Source organism: Lysinibacillus sp. FSL P2-0066 (assembly GCF_037969495.1).
Lineage (GTDB): Bacteria > Bacillota > Bacilli > Bacillales_A > Planococcaceae > Lysinibacillus > Lysinibacillus boronitolerans.
Map to the genome: position 1 here is coordinate 3,568,665 of NZ_CP150202.1, position 19,101 is coordinate 3,587,765.

A 19,101-nucleotide genomic window follows, 5' to 3' on the forward strand; every position below is an offset into this window, starting at 1 on the left:
TCCTCGCTCTCTTACAAGACTATTTCACTAATTAATTCCTACAATTTTCTTAAACAATGAAAGTCTTCTTTTTCCACATTGCTGCTGAATGATTTTTGTAAAAACCCCATCCTTCATTAGCTTGTCAGAGTTATTTAAATACATACTATGTACATCTGAAATAAGCTCTTCTTCAGTTATCGCCTCTTGCCAATACGCATCTACTACTTCATTTATAGCCTTTGCTAAATCACGCTGTGTTCGATAAAAACGTTTTACAACCAACTGTAACACCTCAATTACATTATTAGTACAAATCTCATATCTTATTCTTACTTTATTCTCATTAAAGGGTTACTTCAAGGATAAAATCAAATATATTACCATAAATCTTTTAACCTCTCAATTACTATGCTGATTACATACATTGAATCAGCAATCTATGTAGTTACGAAACTAAGCTCATTAACTTCTTCAAAATACAAGTAAGTGTATGGTTTAATCATTTTTGCCGATCCACCTACTTAACATCACTAAATTCGGAAAGCAATCGTTTCTACTTTCCCGTTTTAACTTCAACCATGACAGCAAGTTCAGTAATGCAATATTTCTCCTACGTGTAAGCGATTAGTTAGGGGGATATTGCCGAAGCAATCATGCCCTTCACCCCTTGATACTAAAGGATTTACAATAAAAAAATGAAATATTTTTTTCAACTTTTTTTCGAAATTTTTTTCAGAATTTAAGCTCTAATTAGGCTAAAATCCTTGGAGGAATCAAATAATAGTTTTTTTAGTCGAATCCTTCCATCGCTAATTAATCCCCTTTGTCCTGGAGGAATGATTCAATAGTTTTTCTAGTAAATTTATTCCAATGATAATTTCCTCTATTCATATAAATGCTGTATATCTTATACCAATTTCATATAAATGCGGCTTGAATAATCAAGAAATCCTATGGCTTTTTTGATATAAGTTGTATATAAGTTATATAACTTTTTTTGCATTATTTTGCTCTGTATTAGCTTTTTCATTGGAAGAATCTAATTGTAGTTTTTTCGGTCATTCTCTTCCTCTTAAATTTTCTTTAAACTTATATAACAGTTATATATAAGTTATATAACTGTTGTATAAATGTTATATAACTTATGTCATTTTTCATATAAATGCGGCACTAATATCCTAGAAGCACCCTATGCCTTTTTCGATATAAGTTATATAAATGTTATGTAACTTATATTGTTTTTGGCATAAGTTATATAATTGTTATATAACTTTTTTTGCATTATTTTGCTCTGTATGAGCTTTTTCATTGGAAGAATCTAATTGTAGTTTTTTCGGTCATTCTCTTCCTATTGAGTTTTCTTTAAACTTATATAACAGTTGTATAAATGTTAAATAAATGTTGTATAACTTATATCATTTTCCATATAAATGCGGCATTAATAATCGAGAAACACCCTATGGCTTTTTCGATATAAGTTGTATAAATATCATATAACTTATATTGTTTCTTGCATAAGTTGTATAATTGTTATATAACTTTTTCGCATTATAAAATCAAAATACTGTCGATTAAAAAGAAAAAAGGGCATTTAGACCTCAAATGTAGCAACTGATCTAAATGCTCTTGTGCACCTATTTGATTGAAATTATTGGCTTGTGATTTTGATTACTTTACGGCAGGAATGTCACATTTGTGTCTAAATTGTGACAACTTTGTACAACAAATTCCTATATGTGTGCACGCACTCGCTTTTACCTTCGAACTAAAGGCAGGTATAGGTGTACATACATGCCTGCGTAAACCTACTTGTTGTCGTATCTTAAAGCGAGCTTTACGGATTACTTTCGCTTCAAGCACGATTATTACATTTCGATTAATAGCACGTATCATGGAAAACCAAAACACTATCAATTAAAAAGAAAAAGGCATTTAGAGCTCAGATGTAACTGCTAACCTAAATATTCTTATAGCACATATTTGTTTGAAATTATTAGCTTAGGGTTTAGTTGGCTTTACGGAAGGAACGTCATAATTATGTCTAAATTGCGACAACTTTGTACAACAAATTCCTATATGTGTGCACACACCCGTTTTTCCCTTCGAACTAGAGGGAGATATTGCTGTACATACGTCCGTGCGTAAACCTACCTGTTGTCATATAACTACAACAAGCGAGCTTTACGGGTAACTCTCGCTTCGAGCACGCTTATGCCATTTCGTTTAATGGCACATATCATGGAAAACCCAAACACTATTAATTAAAAAGAAAAAAGCATTTAAACAACCTCAAATGTATCTGCTGATCTGAATGCTCTTATAGCCCCTATTTGTTTGAAATTATTGGCTTAGAATTTAATTGGCTTTACGGCAGGAATGCCACAATGGCGTCTGAAATATGACAACTGTATACAACAAATTCCTATATGTGTGCACGCACTTGTTTCCTCCTTCGAACTAGAAGCAGATATTGTCGTACATTCGTGCGTACGTAAGCCTACTTGTTGTCAGATCACTACAAGCGAGCTTTACAGATTACATTCGCTCCAAGCACGCTAATACCATTTCGTTTACTAGCACGTATCATGGAATATCAAAACACTGTTAATTAAAAATAAATTGGTATTTAGACCTCAATAGATGCAATTCTTTTCCTAAGATTTAAGAATTACTTTCATTACTTCAAATGGTTTAGCGTCGACTTTCTTATACTTAATATGACATTTTGTATTTGCTCCAACCCTAAAATACAAAATAAACATCTCTCTGTAATCCTTCTCCTCACATCTAAAATTTCCAATCAAACAACATAGCTACGTAATTCATATGTTTAGAAATAAACAATTTAATTATCTTAATTTTGGTTTTTGTCGTACTTAGAATGCTGATGAATAGCTAATTCTATGTATCCGACACTTTTTTTTGAATATCCATTTCTGCAAGTGTGTAGAGTGTCGTAGCTATACTTCAGCTGGCTTCACATCTTATAACCGACATTCAGATGTGTCCGACACTTTTTTTATGAATATTCATTTCTGCAAGTTTGTAGAGTGTCGTAGTTATACTTCAGCTGGCTTCACATCTTATAACTGACAATCCGATGTGTTCGACACTTTTTTATGAATATTCATTTCTTCAAGTTTGTAGAGTGTCATAGCTATACTTCAGCTGGCTTCACATCTTCCGACAATCGGATGTGTCCGACACTTTTTTTATGAATATTCATTTCTGCAAGTGTATAGCATGGGGTAGCAATTCTTTACTGACTTAATAACACTTACTATCTATTACGGAGGAACAAACAAATGGAACAAACTATTGAAAAATCAATCGAAGAAAAAATTGAAAGCTTAATTACACAAAGCCTTGAAAAAATCCTTGAAAAAAAACTTGGTGAAACAATTGGTCAGCATAATGAGCATGCAGCTAAAGAGTGGATGAACATTCAGGAAACTTGCGACTATATCGGAATTTCCTATAAAAGTTTACAAAAGCTCATCGATCAAGGGCTTAAAGGTATTTCAATTGGTCGCAGCAAGCGATTCTCCAAAACGGAAATCAATCACTTTTTAAAAAATATACAAGCATAAAAAATAATGGAAAACACAAAAGGAGATCATTCTAATGACAACAATGGACAAAGCAGTTAAAGAATATATGAAAAGAGGCGTTCCTCATTATATGGTGAAAATGTATGGGGGTATCGATCCTTATACGAAAAAGCAAATCGATATTACAAAGCGTGGTTTTAAAACAAAAACTGAAGCAAAAGCTTTTTATGCCCAAAAACAAGCGGAAATGCTACAACGAAATGATACTGATAATCCAAACCTTACATTTGAGCAATTCTATCATTCTTTCTATGAAGACTTCCTTCTAACTTGTAATCTCGAAAAAAGTACTTTAGGGAAAATTAAAGGTATGTTTAAAAATCACATCCTTCCTTTCTATGGAAATCTAAAGCTTAAAAATATTTCCTATCAAGATACTTTACGGTCATTTGAAGTATGGAAAGATAAATTAAGGAAACCGTCAAAGGTAGCAATCGAACTAAATAAATGCTTACAACAGGCTTTCTATAACGATTACATCCCCAAAAACCCCATTAAACTTAATGGATTGCGGTCATGGGAAAAAAAGCAGGAAAGTAAGGAAAACAATCAACAAATTGAAAAACTGTTTTATACATCAGATGAATTGGATGCATTTATTCAAAAACTGAAAGCAACAGATGATATTTCAAAAATCGCAATTTTTCTCGTGCTTGTAAATTTAGGTTTACGCAAAGGAGAACTTTTTGCACTACAATGGCAAGATATTGATTTTCAAAATAAAAAAATCCTCATTCATCAAGCAATTGGTACGGACGAATCGAATAAGCCTTATATTAAACGTACAAAGAATCTTGGCAAAAGAACGCTTGATATTGATGACGAAACTTTCCAAGCACTATTAAATTGGCAGGAACTTCAAGCAGAGCAATTAAAGTGGCAAAATCTTGAGCATCAAGGCAGCGAGCAGTTTATCTTTCCAAACAATAAAAATACTTTTTATAATAACTGCAAGTTAAATGCCTGGTTAAAAAGATTCCAAATCCAACATGGTTTAAAGCTCGTTTCAGTTCATGGCTTACGTCACAGTTGTGCTTCTCGTATCTATTATCAAACGAATGATGTAAAATTTATTCAACGTTTCTTAGGTCACTCAAAAATAGCAACAACGATAGATACGTATATTCATTGTATTCCTGAATTACACACTCTATCAGATAAGTAAATTAATCATACTGCAAAAGGGATTGTTAGTTGAATCTCAATTCGTGCCAAAGTACATTTGTATTTTGGCATTTTTTCTTTCAAATTTTTTTTACAGGTATTCGCAATAAGTATAAAAATACTCAAAACTAACCCTTTTATTTATATATTAATTATAAAAAAAGCTTGGCAAAAACCTTATTAGATAAGGCTCTACCAGGCTTTTTATATTTTTATTAATTATCTTCACTCAATTGTCTCAATTGTTGCTGGTGGCTTAGAAGTGATGTCATGCAGTACGCTCTCAAATCATTAATACAAGTTCCCCCTACTTTACATTTAATTATTTTTAATAATTTTATATACGGTTGCCCTACCAATACCATACTCCTTTGCAATATCTGTAGCACTTTCTCCTGCTTCAAACAATGCTCGTACATGCTTCTTTACTTTATCATCAATAGCGGGTCTGCCTCCAACACGCCCGCGTTTTCTAGCACTTTCTAATCCAGCTTTTGTCCTTTGCTGAATAATATCCCTTTCAAATTCAGCGAATACAGCTAACATACCAAACATTGCTTTACCTGTTGGAGTAGTAGTATCAAATGCATCATTAATTGAAACAAATTCTACGCCCTTCTCATTTAATTCACCTGTTAATGTAAATAACTCTTTCGTACTTCTAGCTAAACGATCTAATTTAAACACAACAAATAAATCTCCACTAGTTGCAGCTTTTATAGCATGTTCAAGTTCTTGCCTTCCTACTTTACGACTAGAAATCTTTTCTACATACATGATTAGTTCTAATCCTTTTTCTTTAGCATATTTTTCAATTGCTTGCTCCTGCATATCTAAATTTTGATCTTCCGTACTAACACGACAATATCCTATTATTCGTCCCATTTAAGACACCACTTTCTACAAACTCATACGTTTTATATACATTATATAATAGACGAGTTTATAGACAAAAACAACAAAAAAAAGGAAGCCTAAACGTTAATTTAAGCTCCATCTTCAAATCGTCTACTAAACGATGGTTTTATAGACGTGTATTTCGCGATTGAAATGTGAGCCTTATCGCAACTGAAATACTAGACCATTCTGGTAGAAAAGATTATCGAGACAGCAAGTTTACTCGTGTACTTTACACGTATTCTCTGCGGGCATAATTCACGTTTAAAAGGAGTAGTAAAAATGTTACTTAACATACATTTTACTAGGGATAAATCACACAAATTTGAGAACATCAAAATTAATAATTTAATCCAAACCGTATAGAGAAAATTCAAAGTTCATGCTATAATTTTACAAATAAGACTGTTTAGTGGTGGTACACCAAGCAATCTTAGCAATAAGCAAAATCGATTCAAAGGCGATTAGCGAATGAAAAAGCAAAAAAATAAACCACTACTCAGCTTTGGGGGCGAGGGCGGTTTATTTTTTTAGTAATAGCAAATGACAATGCAATTACAGATACGATTGTGTTGAAAAACGTATAGCCATCATCATTGCTTCGCCCTTACCAACAGCTTACACCTCGCGATTCTACAATACTAATGTCCAAAAGATTAATACACATGTAAATTGAAGAGGGAAAGTATTTAATCATAAAAAAGGCTTACCGATATTACATGACCAATAAGCATGAGATGAATTCAGATGGATAAGTTTGTATTTAAAGTTAATTCCCGATTCAACTGAGAGCCATTTAGTCAACGACCTCAAATTGCATCGTTTCAAAATTTAACTCCATTGGAATATAATGCGATACGATCATCATTAATGGGAATGCCAGCGTCACTGTATACGCATATACGTGTATGAATTGTAGCGGATCAACCTGTGCATATGTTACCATCACCCAATGAGCGAGCACATATGGAACATAGAAAACGATAAAAAAGTAGGCTAAGCATCTAGCGGTTTGTTGCATACTCGAATAAAAGCTTGATGCAATATATAATAATATGTCTCTTGTTTCTTCTTTTATAATACAATCACCTCCATAATATCTAATGTTTCCTCTATTATATTATAAAAGTGGTGTACTGCGATATTCTCTAATACACCATCAGACATGTTTTTAATTGTTTAGAAAGTAACTTTATACTATAGCTTAAACAGCAGCATACACCCTTCGTATTTATTCATGTATTAAATCTCCCCTACCCATTTTGAGCAAAAAAAGAGATGCAAAATTTGCATCTACTCTATTTTTCGCCAATCAATAATCTCAATCATTGCATTTGAAAGCTGATTGTACAAGATTAACCAATTTCCAGCGATATTTAATTGAATCAATATTTCACCGTTAATATTTTCTCGAAATACAAGAACAATAATAGAAAGTTCTTTATTTTCGTAACGCTCTAATACCCCAGCTTTCACCATGTAGTCATTAAAATAGCATTCTACGTATTGTTTTTCATCTAGCTGAGCGTCTAGTAGCGTTCGTATCGTCTGAGCCACATGCTTGTACAGCTTATGTGTATTGAATTCGTCTTGTAATGCTACTGCTAAATCGTGCTTAATTTGCTGTGCTAGCAAAGAATCGTTCCTTTCATAACGTGTTCGTATTATCATTCTACGTGCTTTGAATCGCGATATTCAATTGGTATGTAAATAAACTAGATTGCCGTATATATTAAACGTTCTCCACAAGACAAATAGGAAAAAAAGAGGGTTTTTAATCTTTTTTATTTTACCTGGGATACAGACGACAAAACCGAAAAATTGTACGTATAGTTACAGCCGACCAACACTAGAAAATATAAAATACAGAAAATAAAGAAAAACGAATGTTCGTTTTGTGGTATATTATTAGTGCTTCAAAGGCGATTAGCAGAAAAGTAAACCACTATTCAACTTGGAGGGAGAGGGCGGTTTACCTTTTTAGTGAAAGTGACTACGGATGATAGAACATCCGTAGTTTTTTATGCTTAATTTAAATCAAAGGCATGAGAGTTGCGGTTACTCCATGCAAAAAGCACTCACAGATTTGATTTTTAGAGAGTTTTACAAGGAGTTCTGTCAGATTTATGAGGATTTATATCGTTAAGCAAAGAAAAGTACCCAAACGATGCTTTGGGCACTTTGTTTTGTAAGTAAATGTTATCCTTTATTTCGAAGCTTACTAATTGAGCTATTTTCGTTCAAGCAGAGCAATCGCCTTATCAATTTTCTTAATAGTTTTATCAAATCCATGATTAGTAACTTTGGTGTGAGGCTGTGTAGATTTTCTCTTTGTTGTACGTTTCAAGCCCATGTTTGTCCCTCCTGTATAGCTTTTTCATTAAAATTCTTCTTTAAGACAAGGTTGGGTCAATTTTGAAGGTTGTTTTTATAACTTAAACTTTAAAACCAGTTCAGCAGCTTTTAAACGGATTGAATCATCTTTGCTATTTAATAAATCTTTAATAACATCAATGGCATCCGTTTCTAATGCTGTTACTTCTGTAATTGTCCCATTAATTAGTTGTTCGATTAACTGGGCATGTTTAGTTAAATCAGCAACAGCCCCAGGGTATCTTAGTGATCCTCTTAACTCGTCAGGTAATTCTGACCGAAGAATTGATTGTTTATTTAACAGCCACTTTACTTTACGTTGATGAGGATAGCCTAGTCCTTCTACGTTTATATCAACTGTCTTGTCGTAGATATAATCTGATTCAATTTCCGCAAAATAGATATCCTTTTTATTTGTAGAAGGAACAACTACTACGTCTCCAATACTCATTCCCTTTACTAAAGAATGTAGATTACCAATTCCTTCTTCCATATCGTTCTTACTTAAAATGGTACGCATATCGTTAAAACTAAAGTCAGATAAATCTTCACCTACAGGATAGCCTACTGCAATAAAATTAGTTTTTAAAAAATTTTCAAGATGATCTGTGCCATGAGGTAAGGGTCTTAATAACCAATAATGTTTATTCATATACATCACTCCTAAATAATTTGTGAACACATGTGTTAATCATATTTAAACACATGTGTTCACATGTGTCAACAAATTAATTTTGTGTTAAAAAATAGTATTTATACAAATCCATACAAAAAAACGTTCCCAAATGCAAGTTTTGGGATACAAAGGAACACTTAAAACGTTGTCACATCAATGTTTTAAGTGTTTTTTTATATTCCAATCAAATAACCTTTTTATGCAGGATCGTTTGAACTTAGATACAACAAAGCTTTCAATGCCGTTGGTTCGGACGAATTAAATAAGCTTTATATTAAAGATACGAAGAACTATGATGAAAGAACACTTGATATTGATGATAAAACTTTTCAAGCATTATTAAAATGGCAGGACCTCCAAGCAGAGCAATTAAATTTGCAAAATATTGAGCATCAAGGCGATAAACAGTTTATCTTCCTAAACAATAAAAATACTTTTTACATCAACTCTAATTTAAATAGTTGGTTAAAAAAATTCCAAACTCAACATGGCTTAAAGCTTGTTTCAGTTCACGGCTTACGTCACACTTGAGCTACTCGCATGTATTACCAAACAAAAGATGTTGAATTTATCCAACACCTCTTAGGTCACATAGATATAAAAACAACAAAAGATATGTCTATATTCATTGCATCCCTGAATTAGGAAATATATTAGTAAAGTCACTTAATCAAACTGTATAAATGATTGTTAATTGAATCTCAATCCGTGCCAAAGTACATTTGTATTTTGGCACTTGTTCTTTCTCTATTTTTAACAGGTATTCACAATAAGTAGTGGGATACCTTATTTGATTGCTATTGAGTATTCATTAATTTTAATGGAATGTGCTGCCTATGTTTTGCAAATAACTAACCAGAGTAATTATTCTTAGCAATCGGATAGTGATAAATTTCAATATCTGAATCAATGAAACCTCTTCGCTTTGCCCCATGCAATGTTTGATACATATTTTCTCTACCAACAGGGTTATCAGTATGAATATATATTTTGTTTGCCCGTAACCCTTTTTCACAAATATATTTTACTAAGTCATAACCTGTTGGCAATAGGTTACCTTGTAGATCTTCGCCTAAATCATGGTCAAGAGAAAGTATATCTACTTCGTGATTTTCAAGTAAGTGAATTGCTTCTTGAAACGTTCTTGCCACAACAAAACCACTCGGACAATCTCTTAAATCATCAACATAAAGATTTATCTTTTGTGTACCCAAAATCATCACATCCTTAATGCATCGTTTGTTTCAATTGTGTAGTGTAATAAAGGATTTTGCAAATATACAACCACTAATTACAAATAGCCTTTTTACTATCATTAAATGCTACCAAAATAAAGGTAGCTGATTTATTGGGAAACCATTTTTTATACGCTATACTTACAATATAGTTAATCGCAGCATTAACTGTACCCCTAGTTTCCCTGTATGGTTCTAGGAGGCATTTCAATGAAAGACAATATTAAATCATATACAAAAAAAGATGGCAAAATCTACTACATGTTTAAGCTTTATTTAGGGATGGATAGCGAAACAGGCAAACAAATTCATGTTACTAGACGCGGCTTTCAAACAAAAAAAGAGGCGAATCTTGCCTTAGCTCAATTAAGAATTGAAGTTAGTAAAGGCGAATTTAAGAAACCTAAAACAGAAACATACGAGGATATATATAATGTCTGGATTCAACACTACGAAAGAACTGTCGAAGAAAGCACCTTCGTCAAAACACTAGGAATTTTCAGGAATCATATTCTACCTGCATTAGGTCACTACCGAATTGAGAAATTGAGTGTAGCAATCTGCCAAAGCTTTGTTGATGACTGTTCATTGAAACTAAAAAGATTTCGAATGGTTAAAACTTACGCATCTAAAGTAATTGATTTTGCTATTAAGCGTGATTACATCAGTTCTAATCCATTCAAGCTAGTAGACCTGCCAAAAATCAGAGCTTCTGCTGTATTAGATACCGAGGTCAACTACTATTCAAAAGAGCAGCTAATTGACTTTCTTCAATGCTTAAAGCAGTATGGTAACGCTCAAATAACCGCATTTTTCTACCTGCTTGCTTTTTCAGGTATCCGTAAAGGGGAGGCACTTGCATTAACCTGGGCGGATTTAAATTTCGATACAAAGGAACTGCTCATTACAAAAGCTCTTTCAAGAGGTAAAAATAACAAGCTTTATATCAAAACAACGAAAACTGATACGATACGCCAGCTTTTAATCGATGATGAAACATGCCGCATCTTATCCGAATGGAAAAAGATTCAGCAAGTTAAATTTCCAAATGCGAATGACAAAAGCCAATTAATGTTTACAAACGAACAAAATGGCTTATTGCAGCAAACAATCCCTAGAAGATGGCTTATGAAAATTATCGATAAATACAACTTACCTTACACACATGTCCATTCTTTTCGACATGTGCACTGCTCTTTGCTTTTCGAAGCGGGTGCAAGTGTCAAAGAAGTACAAGAACGATTAGGTCACACAGATGTGCAAACAACGCTCAACATTTATACGCACCTATCAAAGCGTGCAAAAAACGAAACAATTAATAAATTTGTTACGTACTTGAACTCATAAATTTGACCCAAAAGTGACCAGATTTTTGACCAGTTTTCGATAAAAAGCCCAGAAAACTCAGTACAACTAAAAAGAAAAAACCCTTGATATACAAGGGTTTTGACCACTCTAGACAACTCTAGAAAATATACGTATGGAGACGGCGGGTGTTCTACCTATCAAATTAGAAAGCCTTGTAATATCAACATTTACAAGGCATTTCTGACCACCGAAAATTGCTCTTACAAAGGAATAAATAAGGTTTGCTAAAAATGCTTACGGAGACTAATAGTTTATAATAATTTACTTAGTCAAAGCTATATTAAAAGAAAATGCAGTATACTTAATCAATAAGATAGTAAATGAATTAATTATGAATATATATTAAACAACTCCTTGTAAGGATCTTCTGTTGCGTATAAATCTTTATCCATAATTGTACACTTACAAGATTTAGTTTCTTTTTTTAACTGCTTACGATATTCATAATAAAGCTTTTCTAAAGATGGAAAATCCAATTTTTTTAAGTGTTTTTTAGGTAATCTCTTTCCTGTCGCCTGGAAGTAATAAAAATTAATAGATTTGTATACCCAATTATCCAGCATTTTTAATTGATTATAGTCTGTAATAATTAAAAAAAATCGCATCCAATTTCTTGTTTTTTCAAATTCACCACAATTTTTGCATTTAAATTTTTTATAATCATTTCCAAAGTATTTATAACTTAATCTTAACTTTAATAGCTCCAAAGCTTTCCTTTTACTAAAGTCCGTCGTTTTTAAAATATCTTCAATTCTTTTTTGGAATTTCAGAACATTTGATTTTTTTATACCAATATTGCTTTTTGATATTGTAAATCCAACAAAGTCTATACCCTTCTTGCTATTTACCTCGCTAATCTTAGTTTTGTCGGGATTTGGATGTAGTATTAATTCAATACTATCTAAATATTTTTCGCATTCTTCTTTTACTTTAATAATATCATCTTCAGATTTTGCTAAAATAATAAAATCATCTGCATATCTAGTATATCTGATATTATATTTAGCTTTTAAAGCCGAAATTACCCAGCGGTCAAATTGATGTAAATAAATATTCGCAAGCATTCCAGAAATAATTCCTCCCTGAGGAATGCCTTCTTTTCTTCTTACTCTTATAATCCTATTTCTATTCTTTCTTTTATATCCTTTATCAACATGAATAAAACGATATAAAATTTTTTGGATTTTTGGCATATCATTAAAGAAAATCTGAATTTGATCGTAAAGTTTATCATGAGGTATAGTATCAAAAAAACCTTTTAAATCAGCATCTAAAGCGTAAACATACCCTTCATTTAGCTCTTTGTATACCTTTTGCGCTGCTTTTTGGGCATTTACGTTTTTACGATATGCAAAACTAACATAAGGCAATTGACTAAATTCTTTTTCTGTAATTGGACTTAAGAAATCATATAACATCTTTTGAGTAATTACATCTCTTATAGTAGCTATAGATAACACTCTTGTTTTCCCAAGTTTCTTTGCTTCTTTTATATTTAATTGAGGATCTTTTGAAATTTCTATTTCTTTTAAAGGATAAAAAAAATAATTTCCTCTTCTAATTCTTTTGAAAATCATATCAACTTGATGAGGAAGTGTTTTTTGAAATAAATTATAGTCAGTGTTATCTAGACCTTCTGGAACTTTCACTTTATTTTCTTCAGTTAAATTATCAGTCTTTAGAGCAATATACTCGTCAAATACATTTTTAATATTTTCTTTTGTCACCATTTTTTCAAAAAAAACTCTTTCTTCCATAAAGTAGGTATTCCTCCATTTCCTGCGGCGGTGGGCAAGGAGGAATAAGGTTCAACCGCCTCCCTATCTTGACAAGATAGGTTAAAGTTCTAACAGTCTCATATGTAATATAAGACTGCTGGATAAACTGATAAGTCAATTAATAGTTGCATTAAGAGATTCATTAGCATTATCCTCCATTCGGTTTCAACGTCTATAATCTGATTATAAATCATCGAAACGAATGCCCTATACCGATTATCGGGACGCGTGTATATTTACACACGCTATAGGTTAAAACCTATGTGTTAAATATTACCACAAAAATCTTTTTTAAGGTAGTTTCAATAAGTTAATTTTTCACCTATCTAAGTAAAAATAATTAGTTAAAAAAGACTGAAAATAAGGCAACTTATTGACTTGGTTAAGGATTAGTAAAACATTGGTTCATTGCATACAAATATCTCTACATTACTACCTTAAAAACAACTAAACAGATATCTCTGTTTTTTGCATTAACCATTCAATATACTTTTTATGCTCTAAATATGAATTGCTATCTAAAGTTTGTTTATATCCATCTAATTTAATTACTTTAGCAGCTCTATCCTCATAACCTGTTGGTCTCTCCGTACCTAAAATAAATTGACCTTTTTTTGTTAAGACCTCACTTAAGACTTTATCGATATTTTTCAAATTCTGATTATCTTGCCCCTGTTGATTTGGTGTATCTACAATTAGCCAACTAAAGATTCCTCTATCCTTTGATAAATTATACTTGTATAAAGCTATATGATAAGCATAAATTAATCTTGGCAATTCACTACCTGTATTGTCCAATACTTGAACAAAATCTTTTAATTTTAAAAATGTTGTTGGTACGTTTAATAAATTTAAAATAGGTATGTAATGTTCATTAAAATCATTCTTAATTTCTTTAACTCTCTTATTAGATTTATAACTACTTAATGTTTCGTTATAATTTTCTATTTCAATTATTTTATTTTCAATATCTTTTTGAATTAGATTTCCTTCTTCATTACTAATCTTAATAAATTCTTTTTTTCCTTCAGTCTTATAATTATTTATTAAAGATATACCATCACGTTCTTTTTCTAACTTTGTTTTGTTTATTTTTAGTTCGCCATGGAGTTTCTTAAGTTCATGGGAAGTTTCTTGAATATCATTTTCTAACTTAGTAAGTTCGATTCTATATTCTTTTACTAATTCGTTACCTGTTTGAATATCCTTTACAATCTCGGTACGGTGTACAATCGTATTTTGATGGGTAGTTCCGCAAAAAGGACAAATTAATTCATCTGATTCATTTTTTGCAAAATCAAAATCTAATTCAAGATCACTAATCATATTTTCTAACATTTTTAGTGACATTAATTTTTCATATCTTAAGTTTTTTAGTTTAGATAGACTCTCTTTAAGTCTAAAGCTTTCTTTTTCTAAAAAATCAATTTTATTGAGAAGAGAATTAACCGGTTCAACATTTTCAATAATATTCTTCGATTCATTAATTTTTATTTTTTCATTGATCCGACTTATTAATTCTTCTATATTTTCGTGTTTAACTTTTAATTTTTTCACTTCGTCTTGACAGATATTGATTAACTTTTTTGTTTTATAAAATTCCTCTGCCTGATACCCAATTACAAATTTATTACTATGTTCTCTCCAATTTCTTATATATCTCATATTTGTAAAACTTTCGCCTATTTTCCCCCACCCAGTGTCTTGGTCAATATATTGAAATCTCCAAAGAATAGGTGTAGTTACATTTATTTCTCTTAACTCATTTGTAATGAAAGGAAAATCAATTTCGAATATACTTAAGGTAAGAAAATCACAGAACTCGTGGAAACTTGATGTATCAATTAGAAGATGCACTTCCTCATCCTTTATTTCAAATAATATAAATCTCTTACCTACTCTAATAAGTTCATATAAGTATTCCCCGTATTTAAATTTCAAATAAAAAAGACTGATCAGACGTTTCCAACTAGATTCCATTTTCAACTCACAACCTAAAGTATAAAAAATACTTTTAATCAATGAGGATTTCCCTGTTTTATTTTCACCTATAACTATATTTAAACCATAGCTGAAACTAATTTCCTTAGATTTTTTTTCTGAATCACTTATTACTATTAATTTCTCGAGCTTGAACCTTTTCATTTCTACACTCTTCTTTCACTCTTAATTTTCTAATTAATCTTTTATATTTTAATACTTCGACATTAGATAGTTTTTTCATAAAATATGGCCTCCACTAATAGGTCATTGAAGTCTGGATGTTTGATAGTTATTGATGCTTCAAATTTCTTTTTAATATGCTCTATCAATACTTTTACATTTCCAATATCAGTGATATTTTCAATTAGAACCTCATCTATTATATTTTCTAAGTTCAATGTAGTTTCCTGATACAATAAATCATTAATATCCAATAATTTTTGATGATGCTTTTTAAGCAACCTAATAATAAGTTTGTAAGTTATCGGTGGTAGACTATTAGAAAGTTCTGATTCTATTCTGTCATATAAGCTACTATCCGAACTTGACATAACTTGTTTCAGTTTAGAAAAAACCTCTGAGGAAACCCCTTTTTTCCTTACGAGACTTGTATAACTAATGGGCATTTTAATGAGAGTTTTACTTTTCTTTCTAACTTCATCTATTATATCTCTCAAAATTTTATTACTGTTTGAAGTGTATATATCCTTGTTATCTAATGCTTGGAAAAATTCTCCAGCAACTATTTTTTCATAGTTGTCCAAAGATAAATCACCTTGATATAAAAAAGTATTTTGAACAAAACTTTCAAAGCATTCATTAAAAATATCTGGTTCTATATTCGCATACTCTAATAAAAGCAACTCTCGAATCTTTTTATATAAATCTGGATTTACTACTTTCAATTCTTTATTGTCCTCAATTACGGATTGCCACGTAGAAACTTCAGTATCCATTCCTATATTAGAAACAAAGTGACATTTGTTACATTCATTTTTAAAGTTTAAAAAATTATAAAATATAAACCCTAGAAATGAGTGTTTATAACTTCCATCTTGTTTTTTTGTCCTATTAAATAAACGTGAAAAAGACCATTCTTTATATTTCGCAGATGTCTTTATTTGAAAAAATTCCGCACAACTTTCACCTTGTTTCGATTTAGCCATATCATCATGAAATTCACAAAATATAATATAATCATTTCCATTTTTATATTCTTGTATCATATGATATACAATCCAATGAGCTTGATATTCAAACCTGTTATAGCTATCAGAGCCAGCTTTTTCTCTTAAGCTACTATTCAATATCGTCTGCATGAGCAATTCCTCCAAGAATTAAAAATTTGTTGGCCAAATAAATGCAGCTATAAAACAAGACACATACCCCATTCGAATTACCTATATTTTACTTTAATTCAAATTTTACTATATCGCTTTCGAATTATCAGTATTTTTTATTTTTCACCTCAGAACAAACGTTTAATAATTTAACTAAATTCATTAGTGTCGCATTAAAAGAATTTAACATCGTATATTTAACCTAATTTTCTGTAAAGTGTTTCGCGCACAAAAAAATCCTTTATAATGGCTGGGTGGTAATAATCCATCCAAATCCAAAATAACGGACAATCGCATGGACAAGTTTACACGAAAAATGTCATTTAACTAGTTCTATTAAATCTTCTCAAAATGTCAGCCATTGTTTTTTATCCCAACTATTTGTACTTTAAAACATCGGTATTATATATTGTTTCTAGCCTTCAATTATTTCTTGTAGATTTGTTTCATTGGCTTTCATTAATATCACTCCAAGTTTATAGAATGGATTTAGGTAAAGTTACTTTCTAATTAACATAAATTTATAAATATATATTACCATATTTATACTTAATATATAATAAAAGCATAATTCAACTCTTAGCCCCCTTAGGCTTTCTATTAATGTATTTTCGCTATAACACGTACTTACAAAATACAATTAGATAATCCCATTTAGTTTAATCATGCACCATTTTTCATATTAAAAGAACCTAATTTGTCTTATTATTTGAGGTGAGCAAATGTTCGTAGCACTCGATGAAAACAGGGAGAAACAATTTGCCTTTCATGATGATAAGGTACGCTTAAAGTCTTTATCCGCTACAAAAAAACTTTATTGTCCAAACTGCCAAAAGCAAATATTCTTTCGTGGAGGGCCAAAGCGTATACATCACTTTTACCATGCAGCTCATGTTGAATGTAGTTTTGTTGGGGAGCCTGAAACACAGGAACATCTTGGAGGTAAATTAGCAATTTATAATAGGTTAAAGGAGCAATATCCAAATGCCTATGTCGCATTAGAAGAACGAATCACTAAGACAAATCAAATTGCGGATGTATATGCGGATTTTGGTAATGGTCAAAGGTTTGCATTTGAGGTACAGTGCGCAGAGCAAACAGCTGAAAAGTGGCTGGAACGTCGTAAACTCTATGCAATAGCGGGTATAACAGACATATGGCTATTTGGTGCTAATTATTATAAAGAAATTGATTCTGAAGATATTGAGGAAAGCGAAATTTTTCTCCGATTAAAGTACTTACAGCAAACTGTTAAAGAGTGTAGTGTTTACTTTATTGATGTGAAAAATAATCTCGTAAAACATATAGGAAAATTTTTCGGTATTTCCTATCGCACCGAAACAAGAGCTTCTATAAAGATGCAGCAAATCCCTATTAATGAAATGAAAATTTTTAAAATCCCATCACCTTGTAAATACATTTTAGGAAATAAACTTTCATATGAAAAGCTTCAAGAATATTTTATTGCTAGAAGCAAGGAAGCAGCAGAACTATGGCATGAACGTAAGAAGCAAAACGCCATAAGAATGCAAAGAATCCAACAAAGACAAGAGCAGCAAAAGAGATTCCATCTATATAAAAAGTATTTGAATAACTTTAGTATAGAAAAAGTATTGCAGCGGATGTCACATAGGAAAGTTCTATTTAAACGATTAATAAAGGAATATGGTTTGACCGATTCAAATTTCCCTGGCATCTTCAATATTCAAATGCAAGATTATAAATTTATTCATACACCTTATCCTTTGTGGCAATTGCTCGTATTTCATAAAGCTATTAAGCATAATTACAGTAAAAAACAATTGATCTTTTCTAAATATTTGTTTCAGGATATAAAGGCACAACTCAGATATGATTTTATAGACAGTAAAGAAGTTGCTACTTTAATTCACAGCTATCTTGTTCTCCTAGAGAAGTGTGGGTTTTGGACAAAAAAACGTTTTATCGCAAGTATACGCATCCATTCACAATCGAAAACAATATATTACCAATCGTTAATAAAAAAGAACTGAATGCAAATGTTGCTATGTATTTTTCTGAATTTAATTTATTAAAAATTGGATGGGGTGATTACTATAGTACTCAAGTATTTATTAAAGATGAGGAACAAGAAATTTTAGAAAATGCTGTAGTCTATTATCAAAATCTCGTAATTAATAAAATGAATTCCCCTCTACATATTGAAGAAGGCTTAATTAAAAGGTTACAAAAAACTGCCTTGAACCATTCTATCCAATTAGAAGCACATGAAAAAGAGTTTATCGATTATTTAAATCGCCTAGTTCTAGAGGGTGAATTTATTTCACAGGCAGTATTTGATACATTTATTGCACTGTTAGAAGTAAAATTTAATTAAGTTAGTGAGTTAGTGTAATTCATCACTATGAACTTCTAAATTAATCCTCAATATTGTTAAAAATTCTAATAATGTATATTCAATTTCTTAACTTACAACTACGAAAAAACGTTTTGTAATTAATTAAAATTAACAAGGGAATGCCCAACCCACAAGGTGACTTTTTGGTCGCTTTATTAGAGTTGGGGTTTTTTCGTTAGGAGGAAGATAATATGCAAGACGAGAACTTATAGATTTCTTTAAATCAAATTACATGTCTTACCACTTTTTTAAGTGCATTGGTGTTTCGTAGATAAATATCAACGTTATTCAAAGGAATGGAATCAGTAGTGAGTATA

General features: G+C 31.1%; 15 protein-coding genes. 5 read left to right on the forward strand and 10 right to left on the reverse strand.

The window, feature by feature from the left end; translation table 11 throughout:
• Positions 1-27 precede the first annotated feature (27 nt).
• The gene (locus tag MKZ14_RS17835) at positions 28-273 is read right to left on the reverse strand and encodes a TIGR04540 family protein (protein WP_337982756.1); all 246 of its coding nucleotides are present in this window, start codon (positions 271-273) and stop codon (positions 28-30) included.
• Positions 274-3,287: 3,014 nt separating this feature from the next.
• Here MKZ14_RS17835 and MKZ14_RS17840 point away from each other — a divergent pair.
• Together MKZ14_RS17840 and MKZ14_RS17845 are read left to right on the forward strand one after the other, a co-directional pair.
• The gene (locus MKZ14_RS17840) at positions 3,288-3,572 is read left to right on the forward strand and encodes a helix-turn-helix domain-containing protein (RefSeq protein WP_337982757.1); all 285 of its coding nucleotides are present in this window, start codon (positions 3,288-3,290) and stop codon (positions 3,570-3,572) included.
• Between the two features lie 34 nt (positions 3,573-3,606).
• Complete coding sequence (locus MKZ14_RS17845; protein ID WP_339280271.1) at positions 3,607-4,758, forward strand: tyrosine-type recombinase/integrase; 1,152 nt, start codon at positions 3,607-3,609, stop codon at positions 4,756-4,758.
• Positions 4,759-5,075: 317 nt separating this feature from the next.
• On the opposite strand, the gene MKZ14_RS17850 is transcribed toward MKZ14_RS17845, so the two are convergent.
• The 6 genes from MKZ14_RS17850 to MKZ14_RS17875 form a co-directional block, all read right to left on the reverse strand.
• Entirely contained in the window at positions 5,076-5,642 is a 567-nt protein-coding gene (locus tag MKZ14_RS17850; protein ID WP_339280272.1) for a recombinase family protein, read from the reverse strand.
• Positions 5,643-6,450: 808 nt separating this feature from the next.
• Positions 6,451-6,675, reverse strand: a complete 225-nt coding sequence (locus tag MKZ14_RS17855; protein WP_036221088.1) for a hypothetical protein — start codon at positions 6,673-6,675, stop codon at positions 6,451-6,453.
• 272 nt (positions 6,676-6,947) lie between these two features.
• Positions 6,948-7,289 carry a hypothetical protein gene (locus tag MKZ14_RS17860; RefSeq protein ID WP_016994790.1) on the reverse strand — a complete coding sequence of 114 codons (342 nt, stop codon included), beginning with the start codon at positions 7,287-7,289 and terminating at the stop codon, positions 6,948-6,950.
• A 595-nt stretch (positions 7,290-7,884) separates the two neighbouring features.
• On the reverse strand, positions 7,885-8,007 hold the full coding sequence (locus MKZ14_RS17865) for a hypothetical protein (protein WP_016994791.1): 123 nt from the start codon (positions 8,005-8,007) through the stop codon (positions 7,885-7,887).
• A 75-nt stretch (positions 8,008-8,082) separates the two neighbouring features.
• Positions 8,083-8,685 (reverse strand): hypothetical protein, encoded by a 603-nt coding sequence (locus MKZ14_RS17870; RefSeq protein WP_128568359.1) that lies wholly within the window; start codon positions 8,683-8,685, stop codon positions 8,083-8,085.
• A gap of 869 nt (positions 8,686-9,554) precedes the next feature.
• Positions 9,555-9,923, reverse strand: coding sequence for a cyclic-phosphate processing receiver domain-containing protein (locus MKZ14_RS17875; protein WP_128568360.1), 369 nt, complete (start codon positions 9,921-9,923; stop codon positions 9,555-9,557).
• A gap of 225 nt (positions 9,924-10,148) precedes the next feature.
• Between MKZ14_RS17875 and MKZ14_RS17880 the strand changes: the two genes are divergently transcribed.
• Positions 10,149-11,285: a site-specific integrase gene (locus tag MKZ14_RS17880; protein ID WP_339280273.1), complete on the forward strand. Its 1,137-nt coding sequence runs from the start codon at positions 10,149-10,151 to the stop codon at positions 11,283-11,285.
• 350 nt (positions 11,286-11,635) lie between these two features.
• Here MKZ14_RS17880 and MKZ14_RS17885 read toward each other — a convergent pair whose 3' ends face one another.
• From MKZ14_RS17885 to MKZ14_RS17895, 3 genes are all read right to left on the reverse strand, one after another.
• On the reverse strand, positions 11,636-13,063 hold the full coding sequence (locus MKZ14_RS17885) for a reverse transcriptase domain-containing protein (RefSeq protein ID WP_339280274.1): 1,428 nt from the start codon (positions 13,061-13,063) through the stop codon (positions 11,636-11,638).
• Between the two features lie 468 nt (positions 13,064-13,531).
• Positions 13,532-15,229, reverse strand: a complete 1,698-nt coding sequence (locus MKZ14_RS17890; RefSeq protein WP_339280275.1) for a hypothetical protein — start codon at positions 15,227-15,229, stop codon at positions 13,532-13,534.
• Positions 15,230-15,291: 62 nt separating this feature from the next.
• Complete coding sequence (locus MKZ14_RS17895) at positions 15,292-16,386, reverse strand: dsDNA nuclease domain-containing protein (RefSeq protein ID WP_339280276.1); 1,095 nt, start codon at positions 16,384-16,386, stop codon at positions 15,292-15,294.
• Positions 16,387-17,129: 743 nt separating this feature from the next.
• Here MKZ14_RS17895 and MKZ14_RS17900 point away from each other — a divergent pair.
• Complete coding sequence (locus MKZ14_RS17900) at positions 17,130-18,419, forward strand: competence protein CoiA family protein (RefSeq protein WP_339280277.1); 1,290 nt, start codon at positions 17,130-17,132, stop codon at positions 18,417-18,419.
• Complete coding sequence (locus tag MKZ14_RS17905) at positions 18,332-18,763, forward strand: hypothetical protein (RefSeq protein ID WP_339280278.1); 432 nt, start codon at positions 18,332-18,334, stop codon at positions 18,761-18,763. Before MKZ14_RS17900 ends, MKZ14_RS17905 begins: the two co-directional genes overlap by 88 nt.
• Positions 18,764-19,101: the final 338 nt, after the last annotated feature.